The sequence below is a fragment of the Streptomyces olivochromogenes genome (assembly GCF_021538895.1).
In the GTDB taxonomy this organism is placed as follows: domain Bacteria; phylum Actinomycetota; class Actinomycetes; order Streptomycetales; family Streptomycetaceae; genus Streptomyces; species Streptomyces olivochromogenes_A.
On the sequence record NZ_JADDRL010000031.1, the window covers coordinates 1 to 19,076 of the forward strand.

17 protein-coding genes are annotated in these 19,076 nt (G+C 67.7%); 10 read left to right on the top strand and 7 right to left on the bottom strand.

The annotated features are described in order from the left end of the window. Positions 1-654: DUF5753 domain-containing protein (locus tag IPZ69_RS17635; protein WP_235455088.1), on the top strand; the 654-nt coding region annotated here is incomplete at its 5' end. After that, the gene (locus IPZ69_RS17640) at positions 651-923 is read left to right on the top strand and encodes a DUF397 domain-containing protein (protein ID WP_235455089.1); all 273 of its coding nucleotides are present in this window, start codon (positions 651-653) and stop codon (positions 921-923) included. The genes IPZ69_RS17635 and IPZ69_RS17640, both read left to right, overlap by 4 nt. Positions 924-1,081: 158 nt before the next feature. On the opposite strand, the gene IPZ69_RS17645 is transcribed toward IPZ69_RS17640, so the two are convergent. Beyond that, a complete protein-coding gene (locus IPZ69_RS17645) occupies positions 1,082-1,276 on the bottom strand; it encodes a hypothetical protein (RefSeq protein WP_030346161.1) in 195 nt (64 codons plus the stop codon). Positions 1,277-1,466: 190 nt separating this feature from the next. Between IPZ69_RS17645 and IPZ69_RS17650 the strand changes: the two genes are divergently transcribed. Continuing rightward, a complete protein-coding gene (locus IPZ69_RS17650; RefSeq protein ID WP_235455090.1) occupies positions 1,467-3,596 on the top strand; it encodes a prolyl oligopeptidase family serine peptidase in 2,130 nt (709 codons plus the stop codon). Between the two features lie 149 nt (positions 3,597-3,745). Here the strand turns inward: IPZ69_RS17650 and IPZ69_RS17655 are convergent, their stop codons facing one another. Genes IPZ69_RS17655 through IPZ69_RS17675 form a run of 5 tightly spaced genes read right to left on the bottom strand, consistent with a single transcriptional unit; the run spans position 3,746 to position 9,282 of the window. Then, positions 3,746-4,783 carry an ABC transporter ATP-binding protein gene (locus IPZ69_RS17655; protein WP_235455091.1) on the bottom strand — a complete coding sequence of 346 codons (1,038 nt, stop codon included), beginning with the start codon at positions 4,781-4,783 and terminating at the stop codon, positions 3,746-3,748. Next, a complete protein-coding gene (locus tag IPZ69_RS17660) occupies positions 4,776-5,750 on the bottom strand; it encodes an ABC transporter ATP-binding protein (RefSeq protein ID WP_235455092.1) in 975 nt (324 codons plus the stop codon). Before IPZ69_RS17660 ends, IPZ69_RS17655 begins: the two co-directional genes overlap by 8 nt. 6 nt (positions 5,751-5,756) lie before the next feature. Beyond that, positions 5,757-6,737: an ABC transporter permease gene (locus IPZ69_RS17665; protein WP_235455093.1), complete on the bottom strand. Its 981-nt coding sequence runs from the start codon at positions 6,735-6,737 to the stop codon at positions 5,757-5,759. After that, positions 6,730-7,653, bottom strand: coding sequence for an ABC transporter permease (locus tag IPZ69_RS17670; RefSeq protein ID WP_235455094.1), 924 nt, complete (start codon positions 7,651-7,653; stop codon positions 6,730-6,732). The genes IPZ69_RS17665 and IPZ69_RS17670 overlap by 8 nt, the downstream gene beginning before the upstream one ends. A 6-nt stretch (positions 7,654-7,659) precedes the next feature. Next, positions 7,660-9,282 carry a peptide ABC transporter substrate-binding protein gene (locus tag IPZ69_RS17675; protein WP_235455095.1) on the bottom strand — a complete coding sequence of 541 codons (1,623 nt, stop codon included), beginning with the start codon at positions 9,280-9,282 and terminating at the stop codon, positions 7,660-7,662. Positions 9,283-9,795: 513 nt separating this feature from the next. On the opposite strand from IPZ69_RS17675, the gene IPZ69_RS17680 reads away from it, so the two are divergent. The 7 genes from IPZ69_RS17680 (at position 9,796) to IPZ69_RS17710 (ending at position 17,663) form a co-directional block, all read left to right on the top strand. Continuing rightward, entirely contained in the window at positions 9,796-10,785 is a 990-nt protein-coding gene (locus IPZ69_RS17680) for an ABC transporter permease (protein WP_374293352.1), read from the top strand. An 80-nt stretch (positions 10,786-10,865) separates the two neighbouring features. After that, entirely contained in the window at positions 10,866-12,632 is a 1,767-nt protein-coding gene (locus IPZ69_RS17685) for an ABC transporter substrate-binding protein (protein ID WP_235455097.1), read from the top strand. 118 nt (positions 12,633-12,750) lie between these two features. Next, positions 12,751-13,731 carry an ABC transporter permease gene (locus tag IPZ69_RS17690; RefSeq protein WP_235455098.1) on the top strand — a complete coding sequence of 327 codons (981 nt, stop codon included), beginning with the start codon at positions 12,751-12,753 and terminating at the stop codon, positions 13,729-13,731. A 52-nt stretch (positions 13,732-13,783) separates the two neighbouring features. Next, positions 13,784-14,821 carry an ABC transporter ATP-binding protein gene (locus IPZ69_RS17695; RefSeq protein WP_235455099.1) on the top strand — a complete coding sequence of 346 codons (1,038 nt, stop codon included), beginning with the start codon at positions 13,784-13,786 and terminating at the stop codon, positions 14,819-14,821. Between the two features lie 26 nt (positions 14,822-14,847). Then, complete coding sequence (locus tag IPZ69_RS17700; RefSeq protein WP_235455100.1) at positions 14,848-15,891, top strand: ABC transporter ATP-binding protein; 1,044 nt, start codon at positions 14,848-14,850, stop codon at positions 15,889-15,891. A gap of 261 nt (positions 15,892-16,152) precedes the next feature. Next, positions 16,153-16,659 (top strand): RICIN domain-containing protein, encoded by a 507-nt coding sequence (locus IPZ69_RS17705; protein WP_235455101.1) that lies wholly within the window; start codon positions 16,153-16,155, stop codon positions 16,657-16,659. A 263-nt stretch (positions 16,660-16,922) separates the two neighbouring features. After that, on the top strand, positions 16,923-17,663 hold the full coding sequence (locus tag IPZ69_RS17710; RefSeq protein WP_235455102.1) for a class I SAM-dependent methyltransferase: 741 nt from the start codon (positions 16,923-16,925) through the stop codon (positions 17,661-17,663). Between the two features lie 289 nt (positions 17,664-17,952). Here the strand turns inward: IPZ69_RS17710 and IPZ69_RS17715 are convergent, their stop codons facing one another. Continuing rightward, the gene (locus IPZ69_RS17715; protein WP_235455103.1) at positions 17,953-19,071 is read right to left on the bottom strand and encodes an ABC transporter ATP-binding protein; all 1,119 of its coding nucleotides are present in this window, start codon (positions 19,069-19,071) and stop codon (positions 17,953-17,955) included. Between the last annotated feature and the right edge of the window lie 5 nt (positions 19,072-19,076).

The window sequence follows — 19,076 nt, forward strand, 5'->3', positions numbered from 1 at the left end:
CGGCCCGAGTATCTGGACAGGGCGGACGAGGTATTGGGGGCGGGTGGCCTGCTCTCGGCGATGAAGGAGGACGTGGCCAAGGTCCGGTACCCGAAGAAGGTACGGGACCTGGCGAAGCTGGAGGCCAGGGCGGTCGAGCTTCAGCTCTACGATCCGCTGAACATCCATGGGTTGTTGCAGACGCCGGAATACGCACGCGGCCTGCTCCTGATGCGGCGCCCGGCGTACACCGAAGACGAGGTGGAGCGGTTCATCGCCGCGCGAGTGGCCCGCAAGGTTGTGTTCGAGCGGGATCCGGCGCCCGAACTCAGCTTCGTCCTGGAGGAGTGGGCCCTGCGACGCCCACTCGGCGGGAGGGCGCTGCTACGCCAGCAGCTTGAGCATCTCCTTGAGGCAAGTCAGTTGCGGAACGTCGAGCTTCAGGTGATGCCGATGGATCGCGAGGAGCACGCAGGTCTGGCCGGCGGTATCGAGGTGCTGAAATTCACCGACGGCTCGGCGGTGGGGCGCTCGCCAGTGGTGGCCAACGGCCGACCGGCCTCCGAGCCCAGGCAGCTCCGTATCCTAGAACTGCGGTACGGCATCATCCGGGCGCAGGCTCTCACACCACGTGAGTCAGCCGCCTTCATCGAGCGACTGCTGGGGGATACATGATCCGCAACACCTCGACCGGGGACGCCTCGGATCTGGCGTGGTTCAAGAGCAGCTACAGCAGCAGCAGCGAGGGGGACTCCTGCGTCGAAGTCGCTCTGGACTGGTTCAAAAGCAGTTACAGCAGCGGCAGCGAGGGCGACTCCTGCCTCGAACTCGCCACCACCCCCAGCACCATCCACGTCCGCGACTCCAAGAACACCGCGGGCCCCCGCCTGGCCTTCTCCCCCGCCAGCTGGTGCGCCTTCGTGCCGTACGCGTCCGAGGACTGACGACTCCGGCAGGGGCTCACGCGCGGGCCTCCCGGGCAAAGACATCACCCGACTGCCGACACCACTTCAGCGCATCGAGTGCCTTCGCCGCGTCGAAACCCGCCCGCGCGGATCGTCCGGCCCCGGCGAGGCCGCCCGAGGGCCGGGCTCGGCGCGCGTCAGAACTTGATGCTGCCGATCATGCTCGCCACGTTCGTCGTCAGCTCGCTGATGGTCGGAGCGACGGTCGAGGAGGCGAGGTAGAAGCCGAGCAGCATACAGACGACCGCATGCCCGCCCTTCAGTCCCGACTTCTTGATCAGCAGGAAGACGATGATCGCCAGCAGCACCACCGCCGAAATCGAGAGTGCCACGGCGGCTCACCTCCAAAGATCCCGGGTACGCGGGGGGTTCGGACTATGGGGGTTGCAGATCGGTCCAGCAATTCCATACAGAAGCCAGCAGGTTCATACCCACTCAGCGGTAGTGATCATAACTATCCGTGCTCGCGCATGGCTCGGCGCACGGCCGCACAAGGGGGCGCATGGCCAATATGGTCGGGGTATGACGACCGAGCCTGACTCCTTCCCCCGACGGCACGCGCGGACCCAGCGTTTCACCCTCGGCGCGCCGCGCGCGTTCAGTGTGGCCCCCGACGGTTCGCGGGTCGCGTTCCTGCGCTCCGCGTCCGGTACGGACCGGGCCAACTCCCTGTGGGTGCTCGATCCTGCGGACGGCGCGGAGCGCGTGGCGGCCGACCCGCGCGCCCTCCTGGGGGGTGCCACGGAGCACCTCTCGCCCGAGGAACGGGCACGCCGCGAGCGCAGCCGCGAGGGCGGTGCGGGCATCGTCGGCTACGCCACCGACACGGCCCTGGAGTTGGCGTCTTTCGCCTTGTCAGGGCGGCTTTTCACGGCGGAGCTGCGGGCCGGCACGGCACGCGAACTCCCGGTCCCCGGCCCGGTGATCGACCCCCGCCCGTCCCCCGACGGACGGTACGTGGCGTACGTCGCCGAGGGCGCCCTGCGCGTGGTGGACGCAGAGGGGGAGGGCGACCGGGCGCTGGCGGAGCCGGAGTCGGAGGGGGTCGGCTACGGACTGGCGGAGTTCGTCGCGGCCGAGGAGATGGGGCGCTCGCGGGGCTTCTGGTGGGCCCCGGAGTCGGACCGGCTGCTCGTCGCGCGGGTGGACGACACGCCGGTGCGGCGGTGGTGGATCTCGGATCCGGCCCACCCGGAGCGTGAGCCACACCACGTCGGCTACCCGGCGGCGGGCACCGCCAACGCGGACGTACGCCTGTTCGTGATCGGCCTCGACGGGGTGCGCACGGAGGTCGCGTGGGACCGGGCGCGCTATCCGTATCTGGCGCGTGTGCACTGGTCAGAGGCGGGTGCGCCGCTGCTTCTTGTGCAGGCGCGGGACCAGCGCAGCCAGCTGTTCCTGGCGGTGGACCCGGAGTCGGGGGCGACCCGGATGGTGCACGCCGACGAAGATCCAACATGGCTTGAATTGTTCGCCGGGGTGCCCTGCTGGACCCCGTCGGGGCAACTCGTCCGGATCGCCGACGAGGGGGGCGCCCGGGTGCTCGCGGTGGGCGAACGGCCGCTGACCGGAGCCCAGTTGCACGTGCGCGCGGTGCTGGACGTCTCCGACCAGGACGTGCTGGTCGCGGCCTCGGCGGGCGAGGAGGTCCCGCCCTCCTCGGACTCTCCCGAGACCGGCGAGGTGCACGTCTACCGGGTGAGCGAACTCGGCGTGGAGCGCGTGTCGCAGGAGCCCGGCGTGCACTCGGCGGTGCGCGCCGGGGACGTGACCGTGATGGTGTCGGCGACACTGAATCGGCCGGGTTCCCGGGTGCAGGTCCTGCGTGACGGAAAACCGACGGCGACTGTCACGTCTTACGCCGAAGATCCTGGTTTGTCCCCCCGCGTGACGCTCACCGAGGGGGGCGCACGCCGAATTCCATGCGCCGTGCTTATGCCACGGGACTACCACGGGGACACTCCCCTGCCGGTGCTCCTGGATCCCTACGGTGGTCCGCACGGCCCGCGCGTAGTGGCCGCACACAACGCGCACCTGACCTCCCAGTGGTTCGCCGACCAGGGTTTCGCGGTGGTCGTCGCCGACGGCCGCGGCACTCCCGGCCGCTCCCCCGCCTGGGAGAAGGCGATCCACCAGGACTTCACCCTGAGCCTCGACGACCAGGTCGAGGCCCTCCAGGCCCTGGCGGAGCACCACCCCCTGGACCTGTCCCGGGTGGCGATCCGCGGCTGGTCCTTCGGCGGCTGGCTGGCGGGCCTCGCGGTGCTGCGCCGCCCGGACGTCTTCCACGCGGGCATCGCGGGCGCCCCGGTGACCGACTGGCGGCTCTACGACACCCACTACACGGAGCGGTACCTGGGCGATCCCGCCGCGGACCCGGCGGCGTACGCCAAGAGCTCCCTGATCACGGACGACGGCCTGTCCGCCGCGGCCGAGCCGCACCGGCCGCTGATGATCGTGCACGGCCTGGCCGACGACAACGTGGTCGTGGCCCACGCCCTGCGCCTGTCCTCCGCCCTGCTGGCGGCCGGCCGCCCGCACGAGGTGCTCCCGCTGTCGGGCGTCACCCACATGACCCCCCAGGAGCAGGTCGCGGAGAACCTCCTCCTGCTCCAGGTCGACTTCCTCAAGCGCTCCCTGGGCCTCGCGTAGAGACGGCAACGGGCCGGGATGCCATGGCATCCCGGCCCGTTTCACGGCACCCGCACGGCCGTACGCTGTTCAGACTGACGCGTCCGTATATCGGTGTCGGGTCGGCCAAGTTGCCTGCGTGTTAACGCGATTGTCACGGGTTTGTACGGCTATGCGACCTCCTCCGGCGGCACCACCCGCTTCTCCTCAGCGAAATGACACGCCGAATCGTGGGCGGCCGGTCCCGCCGTGGACCGGAACTCCTCCGGGACCGCCAGCGCCGGAACCTCCACCGCGCAGCGCTCCCGGGCCTTCCAGCAGCGGGTGCGGAACCGGCACCCGGACGGGACGTTCGTCGGCGACGGCACGTCACCGGAGAGGATGATGCGCTCGCGGTGCGCTCGGGCCTCGGGGTCGGGCACGGGGACCGCGGACAGCAGCGCCTGGGTGTACGGGTGCGTGGGGTGGTCGTAGATCTGCGCGTCCGTACCGATCTCCACGATCCGGCCGAGGTACATCACCCCCACCCGGTCCGAGATGTGCCGCACGATCGACAGGTCGTGCGCGATGAAGACGTAGGAGAGTTCGAACTCCTTCTGCAGGCGGGCCAGCAGATTGACGACCTGCGCCTGGATCGAGACGTCCAGGGCCGACACCGGCTCGTCGGCGACGATGATCTCGGGGTTCAGGGCCAGCCCACGGGCGATGCCGATGCGCTGGCGCTGGCCGCCGGAGAACTGGTGCGGATAGCGGTTGATGTACTCGGGGTTGAGGCCGACCACGTCCAGTAGCTCCTGGACCTTGCGGCGCCGGTCGCCCTTGGGGGCCGCCTCCGGATGGATCTCGTACGGCTCCCCGATGATGTCGCCCACCGTCATACGGGGGTTGAGGGAGGTGTACGGGTCCTGGAACACCATCTGGATGTTGCGGCGGACCGCCTTCAGGGCCCGGCCGGACAGCTTGGTGATCTCCTCGCCCTTGAAGCGGATCGAGCCCGCCGTCGGCTGCTCCAGGCTGCACAGCAGCCGCGCGACCGTGGACTTGCCGCAGCCGGACTCGCCGACGATGCCGAGGGTCTCGCCGCGGCCGAGCGTGAAGTCGACGCCGTCGACGGCCTTCACCGCGCCGATCCGCTTCTTGAAGACGATGCCCCGGGTGAGCGGGTAGTGCTTGACGAGGCCGCTGACCTCCAGGATCGGCTCAGCCATGCAGGCACTCCTGCCAGAAGTGGCAGGCGCTGGCGCGCGCTTCGGAGACCTCGTACAGCGGCGGCGGGTCGGTGCGGCACACGTCCCGGGCCATCGGACAGCGGGGGTGGAAGGCACAGCCCGGGGGGATGTCCATCAGGTTCGGCGGCAGGCCCTTGATGGCGTACAGCTCCCGGCCCTTGTGGTCCAGGCGCGGGATGGAGTCCAGCAGGCCACGCGTGTACGGATGCGCTGGCGCCTTGTAGATGTCGTGCACGGGGGCCGACTCCACGATCCGGCCCGCGTACATGACGGCGATGCGGTCGGCGACGTCCGCGACCACGCCGAGGTCGTGGGTGATGAGGATGAGCGCCATGGCGTACTCGCGCTGCAACTCCGCGAGCAGGTCCATCACCTGGGCCTGGACGGTGACGTCGAGGGCGGTGGTCGGCTCGTCGGCGATGATGAGCGCCGGCTCCAGGGCCAGCGCCATCGCGATCATGATGCGCTGGCGCATGCCGCCGGAGAACTGGTGCGGATAGTCGCGCACCCGCTGGGCGGCCCCCGGGATGCGGACCCGGTCCATCAGCTCCACCGCCCGCGCCCGCGCGTCCTTCTTCGACATCCCGCGGTGCACGACGAACATCTCGCCGAGCTGGTCGCCCACCGAGAGCACCGGGTTCAGGGACGACAGCGCGTCCTGGAAGATCATCGCCATCCCGGCGCCCCGGACCTTGCGTCTGTCCTCTTCTTTCAGCGTCAACAGGTCCTGGTCCCGGAAGAGGATCTCCCCGCCCGTGATCCTGCCGGGCGGCATGTCCAGGATCCCCATCACCGCCTGCGCGGTGACCGACTTGCCGGAGCCGGACTCGCCGAGCACCGCGAGGGTCTCCCCCGCGTCCACGCCGTAGCTGACACCGTTGACGGCCTTGGCGATCCCGTCCCGGGTCCGGAACTCCACGTGCAGGTCGCGCACTTCCAGCAGCACCGCGGTTCACCTCAGCTTCGGGTCGAGGGCGTCGCGCACCGCGTCGCCGAGCATGATGAACGCCAGGACCGTGACGGCCAGGGCTCCGGAGGGCCACAGCAGCGCGTGCGGGGCGTTGCGGATGTACGGGGAGGCGGCGGAGATGTCGATGCCCCAGGAGACGTTGGGCGGCTTCAGACCCACGCCCAGGTACGACAGGGTCGCCTCCAGCGAGATGTAGGTGCCGAGCGCGATGGTCGCCACGACGATCACCGGCGCCACGGCGTTGGGCGCGATGTGCCGCAGCAGGATCCGGCTGTGGGAGGCGCCCAGCGCGCGGGCCGCCTGGACGTAGTCGTTCTGCTTGGCGGTGATGACCGAGCCGCGCGCGATGCGGGAGATCTGCGGCCAGCCGAGCAGCACCATGAACCCGATGACCGGCCAGACCGTATTGCTGGTCACCACGGAGAGGAGGACCAGACCGCCGAGGACGACGGGGATCGCGAAGAAGACGTCGGTGATCCGGGACAGGAAGGAGTCCCAGGCGCCGCCGAAGAACCCCGCCAGACCGCCCAGGGCCGAGCCGAGGAGCGCCACCCCCAGCGTGGCGCAGACGCCGACCGTGACGGACGTACGGGCGCCGTAGACGGTCCGTGTGTAGACGTTGCAGCCCTGGCCGTCGTACCCGAAGGGAGCGCCCGGCTGGGAGCCCTCCTGGGCCTTGGCGAGGTCGCACTGCAGGGGGCTGCCGGAGGCGATCAGCGAGGGCCACAGGGAGATGACGACGAGGAAGACGATGACGAGCCCGGAGACGAGGAAGACGGGGTTGCGGCGCAGGTCCCGCCAGGCGTCGGACCACAGGCTGCGGGGCTTGGCCTGCGGGCCGGTGCCCTGGGGCCCGCCCGGCGTCCGCTCCAGCGTCTCCGCCTCGCTCGCCGCCAGATCCATCGCGCCGCCCGCCCCGGTGCCCGCGATGGCGCGATCGGGCTCGTACGACTGCTCAGGCATAGCGGATCCTCGGGTCGAGCACGGCGTACAGCAGGTCGACGAGCAGGTTGGCGACCAGGAAGACGAGTACGAGGACGGTCACGAAGCCGACCACGGTCTGGGTGTTCTGCCGCAGGATGCCCTGGTAGAGCTGGTAGCCGACGCCGTGGATGTTGAAGATCCGCTCGGTGACGATCGCGCCGCCCATCAGCGCGCCGATGTCGGCGCCGATGAAGGTCACGACGGGGATGAGCGAGTTGCGCAGCAGGTGCCGGGTGATGACCCGGTGTCTGGGCAGGCCCTTGGCGACGGCCGTACGGACGTAGTCGGACCGTTTGTTCTCCGCGATGGAGGTGCGGGTCAGCCGGGTGACGTAGGCGAGGGAGACGGCGGCCAGGACAAGGCCCGGCACGATCAGCTCGCCGAACGTGGCCGCCTGGGACACCGAGGGCTGGATCCAGTGCCACTGCACGCCGAGCAGGAGCTGGAGCAGCAGGCCGGTGACGAAGGTCGGCACGGAGATGACGACCAGGGTGGCGAGGAGCACACCCGTGTCGACGGGCCGGCCGCGGCGCATGCCGGTGACCACGCCGAGGGTGATGCCGATGACGATCTCGAAGAGGATCGCCACGATCGTCAGCCGGATGGTGACGGGGAACGCGGTCGCCATCAGCTCGGTGACCGGCTGGCCGTTGAACGCGGTGCCGAAGTCGCCGGTGAAGACGTTCCCCATGTAGGTCAGGTATTGCTGCCACAGCGGCTTGTCGAGGCCGAACTCCTTCTTCAGCTGGGCGGCCGTCGCCGGGTCGCAGGCCCGCTCTCCGCACAGGCCCGCGATGGGGTCGCCCATCACGTTCACCATCAGGAAGATCAGCAGTGTGGCCCCGACGAACACCGGGATCATCTGGAGCAGTCGCCGGACGACATAGCGCCCCATGGCGGCTCAGCTGACCTTGATCTCGTTGTAGACGGGGACGCTGAAGGGGTTCAGCGCCACGTTGGACAGCCGCTGCGAGTAGCCCGCGCTGCCGTTCTGGTACCAGAGCGGGATGGCCGCCATGTTGTCGCGCACCACCCCCTCGGCCTGCTGGAAGGTGGAGACCGCCTTGGCGGTGTCGGACTCCGCGTTGGCCTGGTCCACGAGCTTGTCGAACTGTGCGTTGGACCACTTGCCGTCGTTGGAGGAGGCGTTGGTGTAGTAGAGCGGCTGCAGGAAGTTCTGGATCAGCGGGTAGTCCATCTGCCAGCCGGCCCGGAAGGGGCCGGTCATCTTGTGCTGGCTGATCTGGTTGCGGAAGTCCGCGAAGGTGCCGACCGGGTTGCCCACGCAGGCCTTGTCGTTGCCGAGCGCGTTGTTGATGGAGTTGCACACGGCGTCCACCCACATCCTGTGCGAGCCGGTGTCGGCGTTGTAGGTGATCTTGATCTGGCCGCCCGGGAGCCCGCCGCCCTCCTGGATCAGCCGCTTGGCCTCGGTCGGGTTGTAGTCGCAGGCGGTCCCGCACAGGCCGTCCTGGAAGCCGCCCTCCGGGCCGAGCACCGGCGAGGTCCAGTCGGTGGCCGGGGTGCGGGTCCGCTGGAAGATCGTTTCGGTGATCTGCTTCCGGTTGATCGCCATCGACAGGCCGGTGCGGACCTTCTCCGAGCCGCTCTTGTTCCAGGCCTGGTCGTAGTACGGGAACGCGAGGGTCTGGATGATGCCGGCCGGGGTGTTGATGTAGCGGTCGCCGAGATCCTTCTTGACGTTCTTCAGCTGGGAGGCGGGGATGTCGTCGACGAGGTCGAGGTTGCCGGCCAGCAGGTCCGTGTAGGCGGTGTCGCTGTCCGTGTAGACCTTGAGGGTCACGCCGTCGTTCTGCGCCTTGTCCTGGCCGGGGTAGCCGTCCCACTTCTTCAGGGCCATCTGGGCGCCCTTGGTGTATGAGTCGATCTGGTACGGCCCGTTGCCGACCGGCTTGCTCACCCAGGCCGCGTGATCCTTGAAGAACGCCTGGGGCAGCGGGGCGAAGGCCACATAGCCCAGGGTGTCGGGGAAGCTGGAGAACTTCTGGTTCAGCTTCACCGTGAAGGTCCGGTCGTTCACGACCTTCAGGCCGGAGAGCGTGTCGGCCGTCTGTGAGCCACTGGCCGGGTGGACCTGGTCGTAGCCCTCGATGTAGCCGAAGAAGTACGCGTTCTTCTGGTTGTTCTTCAGGCTCGCGCCGTAGTTCCAGGCGTCCACGAACGACTTGGCGGTCACCTTCTCGCCGTTGCTGAAGGTCGAGCCGTCCTTGACGGTGATCGTGAAGTTCTGCGAGTCCGGGGTGTCGATCTTCTCGGCGAGCATGTTCTTGGCCTGGCCGGTCTTCGAGTCGTACCGCTTCAGACCGCGGAAGATCATGTCGAGGACCTTGCCGCCCTGCACCTCGTTGGTGTTGGCCGGCTCCAGCGGGTTCTGCGGGTCGCCCCAGGAGGAGCTGAGCACTCCGGCGCCTTCGCCGGAGCCGCCCCCTCCTCCGCACGCCGTCGCGGCGAGCGCCACCGCCATCGCGCCGGCGGCCCATCGGGCGTGCGTGGCTCCACGCATGGCGTGCCTCCTCCATGAGCGTTGATCCATTACCGGTCAATATCAGCGCAAATCACCCATATCGCATGCGCACGCCACCCAGGAGAGGGCCTTTCAGTGGACAGGTCATCCGGATGCACGCAGGCGTCCACCGGGGCCGTGAGCGATCTTGAGCGACGAACGCAATGGATCTACGCGGAACGATGCCGAAACGTTGGATTTCCTTGCGCCGATGTACGCATTTCGACACGCAGGCGTCCGCATATCGAACTCGTTGCCTGAATTGCCCCTTTAGTCCGATGTGAAGCACAGAATGGTTACATCGCGCTACCCGCGTAGCTACGGAACAGTCAAGTACGAGTAAAGAAGGTAAATAGACAACCAAGGCGACCGAGAATTTATTGACCTTGAATGAATTGCGTTGAAAAAGTCCGGCGTAGCCCGTAGGGGAGTGCCCTGCGGAGTCATCAGACCCTCCCTTGGGCCAGGAGCACCATGACCCCCCCAACTCCATCCACGGCTGCCCCGCTTGAGGTGACCGACGAGAGCACCGAGAAGCAGACCGCTTCTCCCTCCTCGAAGGGCAACGAGAGCCGGTCTCCGGGACAGCTGGCTTGGCGCCGTTTCAAGCGGGACCGTACGGGCGTCGCCTCGGCGATCATCGTGATCCTCTTCTTCGTGATCGGTCTCGCCGCGCCGCTCATAGCCAAGCTGTACGGGAAGGACCCGTACACGACGTACGGCCTGAACACCCCGGGCCTGCTGGGCGACAACGGTTTCCCGGCGAAGCCGAACGGCGGCATCGACAGCGAGTTCTGGTTCGGCATCGACCCCCAGCTGGGCCGTGACGTCTTCAGTTTCCTGCTGTACGCGATCCGCAACTCGCTGCTGATCTCCACCGCGATCACGCTCCTCGTCATGATCTTCGGCGTGGTGATCGGCATCACGGCGGGTTACATCGGCGGCAAGACAGACTGGTTCCTCGGCCGGGTCATCGACATCCTGCTCGCCTTCCCGCAGCAGCTGTTCTTCGTGGCGTTCACGCCGGTGATCCTCAGCCTCTTCGTGCCGGCCAACGAGGACACGCCGACCTGGATCGTCGTGGTCTCCCTGATCACGCTGCTGGTCGTCTTCGGCTGGGCCTCCATCGCCCGACTGCTGCGCGGCCAGGTTCTGGCCCTGCGCGAGCGGGAGTTCATCGAGGCCGCCAAGGTCACGGGTGCGTCCCCGGCCCGCATCATCTTCAAGGAACTGCTTCCCAACCTGTGGACGCCGATCCTGATCCAGGGCACGCTCCTGCTGCCGGCGATGGTCACCACGGAGGCGGGTCTCGCCTTCATCGGTGTCGGTATGCAGGACCCGACCCCCGACTGGGGCGTCATGCTCGGGTACGCCGCCGGCTTCTACCAGAACGACATCACCTTCCTGCTGTTCCCCGGTATCACGATGGTGATCTTCGTCCTGGCGTTCAACCTCCTCGGTGACTCGCTGCGCGACGCGCTCGACCCGAAGACCAAGCGCTGATCCGGCCCTCTTCAGGACCACGGCAAGCACGCCGGGGTGCCGGACTTCTCTCACCAACTCTCATCCAAGGCAGGATTGCGATGTCCTTCTCGCGCAGAAATTTCCTGATTGCCACCAGCGTCGCTGCGGCATCCACCACCGTGCTGAGCGCCTGCAGCAGCGGCAACTCCAGCAGCTCCGGCAAGGCGGGCAAGCAGGAAGCGGCCAAGGCCCACACGACCACGGTCAAGATCGGCACCGCGGAGGACTCCAAGGGCCCGGCTCCGGAGGTCTCCGGCGCGAAGAAGGGCGGCAAGGTCTCCCTGCTGAACGATGACGACTTCTCGCACCTCGACCCCCAGCGCGTCTACTACGCCTGGAACTCGCTGGCCGTGGTCGTCCTCTCCCGTACGCTGACCGGCTACAAGATCGGCGACGACGGCTCCATGACCCTCGTCGGCGACCTCGCCACCGACACGGGCACCATGAAGGACGAGGGCAAGACCTGGTCCTTCACGCTGAAGGACGGCGTCAAGTGGGAGGACGGCTCCGACGTCACCGTCGACGACGTCCGCCACGGCTTCGAGCGCGCCTTCGCCAACTTCGTCACCGAGGGTGCCGTCTACGTCCAGTCCTGGCTGACCGGCACGCAGGAGTTCCGCAAGTCGTACCCGGGTCCCTTCAAGGGCAACAAGCACCTGAAGTCGATCGTGACGAGCGGGAAGACCATCACCTTCCACCTCTCCGAGGCGCGTCCGGACTTCAACTACGTCGTCGCGATGCACTCCTACGCGCCGACCCCGGTGAAGCACGACACCAAGCAGGACTACGACAAGAAGCCGTTCTCCAACGGTCCTTACAAGATCAAGTCGCACACCACCGACAAGTCGATGGTGCTGGTCCGCAACGAGCACTGGGACCCGAGCACGGACGCGATCCGCAACGCGTACCCGGACGAGTTCGACTTCACCTTCGGCATCGAGGCGGAGACCGCCGCCGACCGCCTCATCGCCGACTCCGGCAACGACCAGTTCGCCGTCTCGTGGCGCACGGTTCCGCAGTCGCGCCAGGCGCAGGCCACCGCCAAGGCGAAGGACCGTCTGTTCGAGGACCTGAGCAGCGGCACCAGCGTCTACTGGATCAACCAGACCCGCGTCACGGACATCAAGGTCCGCGAGGCGATCATCAAGGCCTGGCCGACCGCCGGCATCCGCCAGATCCAGGGTGGTCTGCACCGCGGTGACTACGCGACCGGCATCATGAGCCCGCTCGTCGCCGGCTACGAGTCGCAGGACGTCTGGGGCAAGCTGAAGAACCCGGCCGGCGACCCGGCCGCGGCGAAGGCGGTCCTGAAGAAGGCCGGCAAGCTCGGCGCCAAGATCGTCTACGCCTACCAGCAGGACCCGATCAACGCCAAGGTCAAGGTCGTCGTCGAGAACGCCCTGAAGGCCGCCGGCTTCGACGTCGTCTCCAAGGGCATCGACTCCACCACCTGGTACGACCAGATCGGCAAGGTCGACAACGAGTACGACATCTACTGGGGCGGCTGGGGCTCCGACTGGCCGACCGGTTACTCGGTCTTCCAGCCGCTGTTCGACAGCCACAACGTGGTGGACCAGGGCACCAACTACTGCCACCTGAAGAACGCCGACGTCGACGCCGCCATCAAGGCCGCCACGGCGGAGACGGACAACGACAAGGCCAACGCCATGTGGGCCGCGCTGGACAAGCAGGTGACCGAGCTGGGCGCCTTCATCCCCGACGTGTACATGAAGCGTCTGTACCTGCACGGCTCGAAGCTCGGCAACGTGAAGATGGACCCGAACTTCGACGGTTGCATGCTCTACAAGATGTACGTCAAGGCCTGATCCATCCCTGAGAGGTGGGGCGGCTCCGGCCGCCCCGCCCTCGGCTCGTCCACCGGGCCTCCGGTAACCCCGGCCCGGCCCGTTCCGCACGACGGCCCTCCCAGGAAAGCCAACCCCCATGCTTCGCTTCCTAGTCCGCCGATTCATCGGCGCCGCGATCACGCTGCTGATCATCAGCGCGATCACATTCATGCTCTTCTACGCGGTGCCGCGCGACCCTGCCCGGATCGCCTGCGGCAAGGTCTGCACGCCGGAGACCCTTGAGGTGATCCGGCACAACATGGGGATCTCCGATCCACTGCCGGTCCAGTACTGGCACTGGCTGGAGGCCATCTTCGTGGGCCGTGACTACTCCGGCTTCGGCCACTGCGACGCTCCCTGCCTGGGTTACTCGTTCGTCAACCGCGAGCCGGTCCTCGCCACGGTCTGGGACCGCTTCCCGACGACGGCCTCCCTGGCCATCGGCTCCTCGGTCGTCTTCCTCATCTTCGGCATCGGCACCGGCATGCTCGCCGCCGTGAAGCAGGGCAAGGCCCTGGACAAGATCGCCAGCTCCGGCTCGCTGATCGCGTCCTCGATGCAGATCTACTTCGTCGGCCCGGTCGCCCTGTACTTCCTCGTGTACCAGACGCACCTCCTGGACCAGCCGTCGTACACGCCCTTCAGCGAGAACCCGGGCGCCTGGTTCAACGGCCTGCTCGTGCCATGGCTGGTGCTGGCGCTGATCTGGACCGCCAACTACACGCGTATGACCCGCTCCCAGCTGGTGGAATCGCTCACCGAGGACTACGTCCGCACGGCCCGCGCCAAGGGCCTGTCCCGGCGCAACGTCTTCTTCCGGTTCGCCTGGCGCGGCGCCATGGGCCCGATCGTCACCATCTTCGGCCTCGACATGGGCGTCCTGCTCGGTGGCGCGATGATCACCGAGAAGACCTTCAGCCTCCAGGGCCTCGGAATGCTCTCGGTGAAGTCGGTGTTCAGCAACGACCTGCCGATGCTCCTCGGGGTCATGGTCATCACCGCGGCCTTCGTGGTGTTCTCCAACATCATCGTCGACGCCTGCTACGCCCTGATCGACCCGCGGATCCGGCTCGCCTGACCCCGCCCGCCCCCGACAGCAACCCCGCATCACCCCCCTCTGGAGCGTCCCCGTGACGAGCACCGACCAGCAGCCCTTCCTGTCCATCAAGGACCTGAAGGTGCACTTCTCGACCGAGGACGGCACCGTCAAGGCCGTCGACGGCCTCTCCTTCGACCTGATGCGGGGCAAGACCCTCGGCATCGTGGGTGAGTCGGGGTCCGGCAAGTCGGTCACCAACCTGACCATCCTGGGTCTGCACAACCCGGACAGCACCACCGTCGAGGGCTCCATCGAGCTCGACGGCGAGGAGCTGAACGGCGCCTCGGACAAGACGCTGGAAAAGCTCCGCGGCAACAAGATGTCGATGATCTTCCAGGACGCGCTGGCCTCGCTGTCGCCGTACCACACCATCGGCACGCAGATCGGCGAGGTCTACCGCAAGCACACCGGCGCCTCCAAGAAGGTGGCCCGGGCGCGGGCGATCGAGATGCTGACCCGGGTCGGCATCCCCCAGCCGGACGTCCGGGTGGACGACTACCCGCACCAGTTCTCCGGCGGTATGCGCCAGCGCGCGATGATCGCCATGGCGCTGGTCTGCGACCCCGAGCTGCTGATCGCCGACGAGCCGACCACGGCCCTCGACGTGACGGTCCAGGCCCAGATCATGGACCTGCTCAAGGACCTCCAGAAGGAGTTCGGCACCGCGATCATCTTCATCACGCACGACCTGGGTGTCATCGCCGACATCGCGGACGACGTGCTGGTGATGTACGGCGGCCGGTGCGTGGAGCGCGGCCCGAAGGAGGAGGTGCTGCGCACCCCGCAGCACCCGTACACCTGGGGCCTGCTGGGCTCCATGCCGAGCCTGGACGGTCCGGTCGACGTGCCGCTGAACCCGATCCCGGGCTCCCCGCCGTCGCTGCTGAACCCGCCGTCCGGCTGCCGTTTCCACCCGCGCTGCGCCTTCGTCGAGAAGGTCGAGGGTGGCCGGTGCTCCACGGAGCGCCCGCTGCTGGAGATCGTGGACGGCCGCGGCAAGGCCTGCCACCTGACCGATGACCAGCGCCGCGAGTTCTTCGCCGACCTTGCCGCCAGCAAGGCCCACTGACGTACAAGAGACGGGATTTCCCCACCATGAGCAACACCTCTCCTCTCCTGGACGTCTCCGGGCTGACCAAGCACTTCCCGATCAAGGGCGGCTTCCCGATCCGGCGCACCGTCGGTCATGTCCAGGCCGTTGACGGGCTCGACTTCCAGGTCTCCGAAGGCGAGAGCCTCGGCCTGGTCGGCGAGTCCGGCTGTGGCAAGTCGACCACCGGCCGGCTGATCACGCGGCTGCTGGAGCCGACGGGCGGCAAGGTCACGTACCGCGGGCAGGACATCACGCACGCGGACCGCCGGGGGCTCGCGCCCATCCGGTCCGAGATCCAGATGATCTTCCAGGACCCGTACGCCTCGCTGAACCCGCGGCACACGGTCGGCAAGATCATCGCCGGTCCGATGGAGATCAACGGCATCAACCCGCCCGGCGGTCACGAGAAGCGGGTCCGTGAGCTGCTGGAGATCGTCGGCCTGAACCCCGAGCACTTCAACCGCTTCCCGCACGAGTTCTCCGGCGGTCAGCGCCAGCGCATCGGCGTCGCCCGCGCGCTGGCCCTGAACCCGAAGCTGATCGTGGCCGACGAGCCGGTGTCCGCGCTCGACGTGTCCATCCAGGCGCAGGTCGTGAACCTCCTCCAGGAGGTCCAGAAGGAACTCGGCATCGCGTTCGTGTTCATCGCCCACGACCTGGCGATCGTGCGGCACTTCTCGCAGCGCGTCGCGGTGATGTACCTCGGTAAGATCGTCGAGATCGCCGACCGCGACGACCTGTACGACAACCCGCGCCACCCCTATACGCGGGCCCTGCTCTCCGCCGTGCCCGAGGCGACGGTGGACGAGGTGCCGCGCGAGCGCATCCGTCTCGTCGGCGACGTGCCCTCCCCGATCAACCCGCCCTCCGGCTGCCGCTTCCGCACCCGTTGCTGGAAGGCGACGGAGAAGTGCGCGACGGAGGCCCCGCCGCTGGTGCAGGCGTCCGGCAACAAGCCCGGCCACCTGACCGCCTGCCACTACCCGGAGACCACGGACATCATTCCGGCCCCGCGCCTCTCCAAGGACCCCGAGCCGGCGGTCTGACACACCCCTTTCCGTCAGCCGTCGCCTACGGAACGGACTTTCACCGGCCCATTGACCCGAGCCCATGAACGTCCTGTTCCAGGGGACGAAGGCCCGCGCCTCCCCAGGCGCGGGCCTTCGCTCGCATCCCTGGACACACCACGGGCCTCGCGTTGATCAGGCGGCTCAGATGTTGCTCAACTTCCTTTGCTTTCCCCTGCGCATCACCAATGATCAACTCAACAGTGTCCGACCATGCACTGGGAGTTGGGGGAACAACCTATGAAGCACCTCAAGACATCGGGCCTCGCCGTCGCCGTTTCGGCGCTCGCCTTCTCGCTCGTCGGTCCGGTCTCACCGGCCCAGGCCCAGGGCCCGGCCCCGGTCCGGTCCCAGGTCCGAACCGGCTACTTCTCCATCGTCAACAAGGACACGGGCAAGTGTCTGGAGTGGAACGGCTACAACAAGAAGATCACGCAGGAGAAGTGCAGGAGCACGCCGTATCAGTGGTGGAACTACGATGCCGCCAAGCTGTGCAACTACGTCTCCATCGGCGGTGACTACTGTCTGGGCGAGGACGGCAGGGACAAGCCGGTGTACGGGCGGCACAACCGTGACGCTCCCCAGCTGTTCTACTCCAGCCTCCGGAACAACGCCGTCACCACCATCGGGGCCCTGCATTGCGGCTACTTCAAGGTCGTGAGCGGCAAGGTCATGTGCGGCGCCCGGATCCTGATCAACCACGGGCACAGCTACTCGCCGAAGATGAAGTGGGTCATCAAGTACTGACCCTCGCCGGAGGCCGAAACTGAGTGCCGCCCCGCAGAAGTGAAGGCCCCACGCCTGTCGCAGGCGCGGGGCCTTCAGAGTGGTTCAACAGCGTCACTCAGCGGCGAAGAGCTCCACCGCGTCCGTGGCGTGTACGGCGCGTGCGGGCCTTGGCTGTACCGCCAAGTCCTCTGTGCCGAGGGGGCGTTGCCCCGAGTTCAGAACCTGACAAGAAGACGATGGATCGCGCCGTACGGTTCACTCACGTATGACAAACTGCCGCGGTGGTCGATCATTCGTTCGCCGATCTTTCGCTTGCCGCCCTGTACGAGAGCCTCAACCCGTGGGGGGAGGGTGACGACTTCTATCTGGGCCTGGTGAAGGCCGCGGAGTCCGTGCTCGATGTCGGCTGCGGCACCGGGCAGTTGCTCAGGCGGGCACACAAGGACGGCCACCCCGGACGGCTGATGGGTGTCGATCCGGCCGCCGCCATGCTCGTACAGGCGCGACGGAACGCCCCCGCCGTGGAATGGGTGCTCGGGGATCTGCGGACGCGGCTGTGGGACGGCGAGTTCGAGCTGGTCATGATGACCGGGCACGCCTTCCAAGTGATTCTGAGCGACGAGGAGTTGCGTCTCTGTCTGCGCGCTGCGCGGTCGGCCATGGCGGACGGCGGACGGTTCGTCTTCGAGACCCGCAACCCGTCCGTCCGCGCCTGGGAGACCTGGACCCCGGACCGGGTGCGTGAGGTCACGGGCGCCGACGGCACCGCCGTACGCGTGTGGCACGAGGTCCAGGGCGGTCCCGTCGGGGGCCGGGTGACGTTCACCGAGACCTATGAGGGCGACGGCTGGGCCCGACCGCGGGTCAGTCGGGCCACACTCCGCTTCCTGGATCCCGAGGCCCTGTCCGGCTTCCTCGGGGAGGCCGGACTCAAGGTCGTCGAGCAATACGGCGACTGGGAGCGGGGGCCGGTGACCCCCGCGAGCCCAGAGATCATCACCGTGGCCGAACGGTCCCTTTAGGGGGTGTCGTTTGGATCATCCCGGCGTCGCGGGCCCTGGCACGCACTCCCCCAAGCTCTTCGAGCAGGGGGGACCCCCAGCCGCGTTGTCGTCACTCGCCGACTCCCCCAAGTTCTCGACTTCGCTCGAACAGGGGGACCCCCATCGCGTCGACTCCCTCCTCCGCCTTGCAGCTGCACGCTCCCCCAAGCTCTCGACTTCGCTCGAGCAGGGGGCACCCCCATGACCCCGCTCGGGGTCGGCCGATCTGCACCGTTCGTCACGGCCGGCCTGATCCAAACGACACCCCCTAGTTCTCGCCCTCCTCCAACGCCGCCAACGCCGGGTCCAGGACGATGTCCTCGTCGCGGGCCTCGATCGTTGGTTCCTCCGGGAAGTGGCATGCCGTCAAGTGGCCGGTGTGGTTGCCGGAGATCTGGATCAGTGGGGGTTCCTCGGTGGCGCACCTGTCCTGAGCCTTCCAGCAGCGGGTGCGGAAGCGGCAGCCGGAGGGCGGGGAGATGGGGGACGGGACGTCGCCGGCCAGGCGGATGCGTTCGCGGCCGGCCGAGTCGTCGTCCGTGAGGTTCACCTCGGGGACGGCGGACAGGAGGGCGTGGGTGTAGGGGTGGCGGGGGCGGGTGTAGATGGAGTCCCGGTCGCCGACCTCGATGATCTTGCCGAGGTACATCACCGCCACGCGCTGCGAGAAGTGCCGTACCACCGCCAGGTCGTGGGCGATGAACAGGAACGCGATGCCCAGTTCCTTCTGGACCTCCTGGAGGAGGTTGACCACCTGGGCCTGGATGGAGACGTCCAGGGCCGACACCGGCTCGTCCGCCACGATCAGCTTCGGGGACAGGGCCAGCGCGCGGGCGACACCGATGCGCTGGCGCTGACCGCCGGAGAATTCGTGCGGGAAGCGGTTGTAGTGCTCGGGGTTCAGGCCGACGATCTCCAGCAGTTCACGGACGCGCTTCTCCCGTCCGCCCTCCGGCTCGATCCCGTTGATCTCCATCGGATTGGAGATGATCCTGCCGACCGTCTGCCGGGGGTTCAGCGAGGAATACGGGTCCTGGAAGATCATCTGGATCTCGGACCGGATCGGCGCCAACTGCGCCCGCGAGGCATGGCTGATGTCCCGGCCGCGGTACGTGATCTTCCCGCTCGTGGGCTCCAGCAGCCGCGTGATCAGCCGGCCCGTGGTCGACTTGCCGCAGCCCGACTCGCCGACCAGGCCGAAGCTCTCGCCGACGCCGACGGTCAGGTCGATGCCGTCGACGGCCTGCACATGACCGACCGTACGCCGGATCGGGAAGCCGCCCTTGACCGGGAAGTGCTTGGTCAGTCCGGAGACTTCCAGGAGCGGCTCCGAGTCCGCCCCGGAGTCGGACTGACGCGGGACGGGGAGGACCAGGTCCTCTTTCATGGCGT

Excerpts from the sequence above, each read along its gene's own strand:
- IPZ69_RS17640 (WP_235455089.1), top strand. The coding sequence starts at position 651 with ATGATCCGCAACACCTCGACCGGGGACGCCTCGGATCTGGCGTGGTTC.
- IPZ69_RS17650 (WP_235455090.1), top strand. The coding sequence starts at position 1,467 with ATGACGACCGAGCCTGACTCCTTCCCCCGACGGCACGCGCGGACCCAG.
- IPZ69_RS17655 (WP_235455091.1), bottom strand. The coding sequence starts at position 4,783 with ATGGCTGAGCCGATCCTGGAGGTCAGCGGCCTCGTCAAGCACTACCCG.
- IPZ69_RS17665 (WP_235455093.1), bottom strand. The coding sequence starts at position 6,737 with ATGCCTGAGCAGTCGTACGAGCCCGATCGCGCCATCGCGGGCACCGGG.
- IPZ69_RS17670 (WP_235455094.1), bottom strand. The coding sequence starts at position 7,653 with ATGGGGCGCTATGTCGTCCGGCGACTGCTCCAGATGATCCCGGTGTTC.
- IPZ69_RS17675 (WP_235455095.1), bottom strand. The coding sequence starts at position 9,282 with ATGCGTGGAGCCACGCACGCCCGATGGGCCGCCGGCGCGATGGCGGTG.
- IPZ69_RS17685 (WP_235455097.1), top strand. The coding sequence starts at position 10,866 with ATGTCCTTCTCGCGCAGAAATTTCCTGATTGCCACCAGCGTCGCTGCG.
- IPZ69_RS17690 (WP_235455098.1), top strand. The coding sequence starts at position 12,751 with ATGCTTCGCTTCCTAGTCCGCCGATTCATCGGCGCCGCGATCACGCTG.
- IPZ69_RS17700 (WP_235455100.1), top strand. The coding sequence starts at position 14,848 with ATGAGCAACACCTCTCCTCTCCTGGACGTCTCCGGGCTGACCAAGCAC.
- IPZ69_RS17705 (WP_235455101.1), top strand. The coding sequence starts at position 16,153 with ATGAAGCACCTCAAGACATCGGGCCTCGCCGTCGCCGTTTCGGCGCTC.
- IPZ69_RS17715 (WP_235455103.1), bottom strand. The coding sequence starts at position 19,071 with ATGAAAGAGGACCTGGTCCTCCCCGTCCCGCGTCAGTCCGACTCCGGG.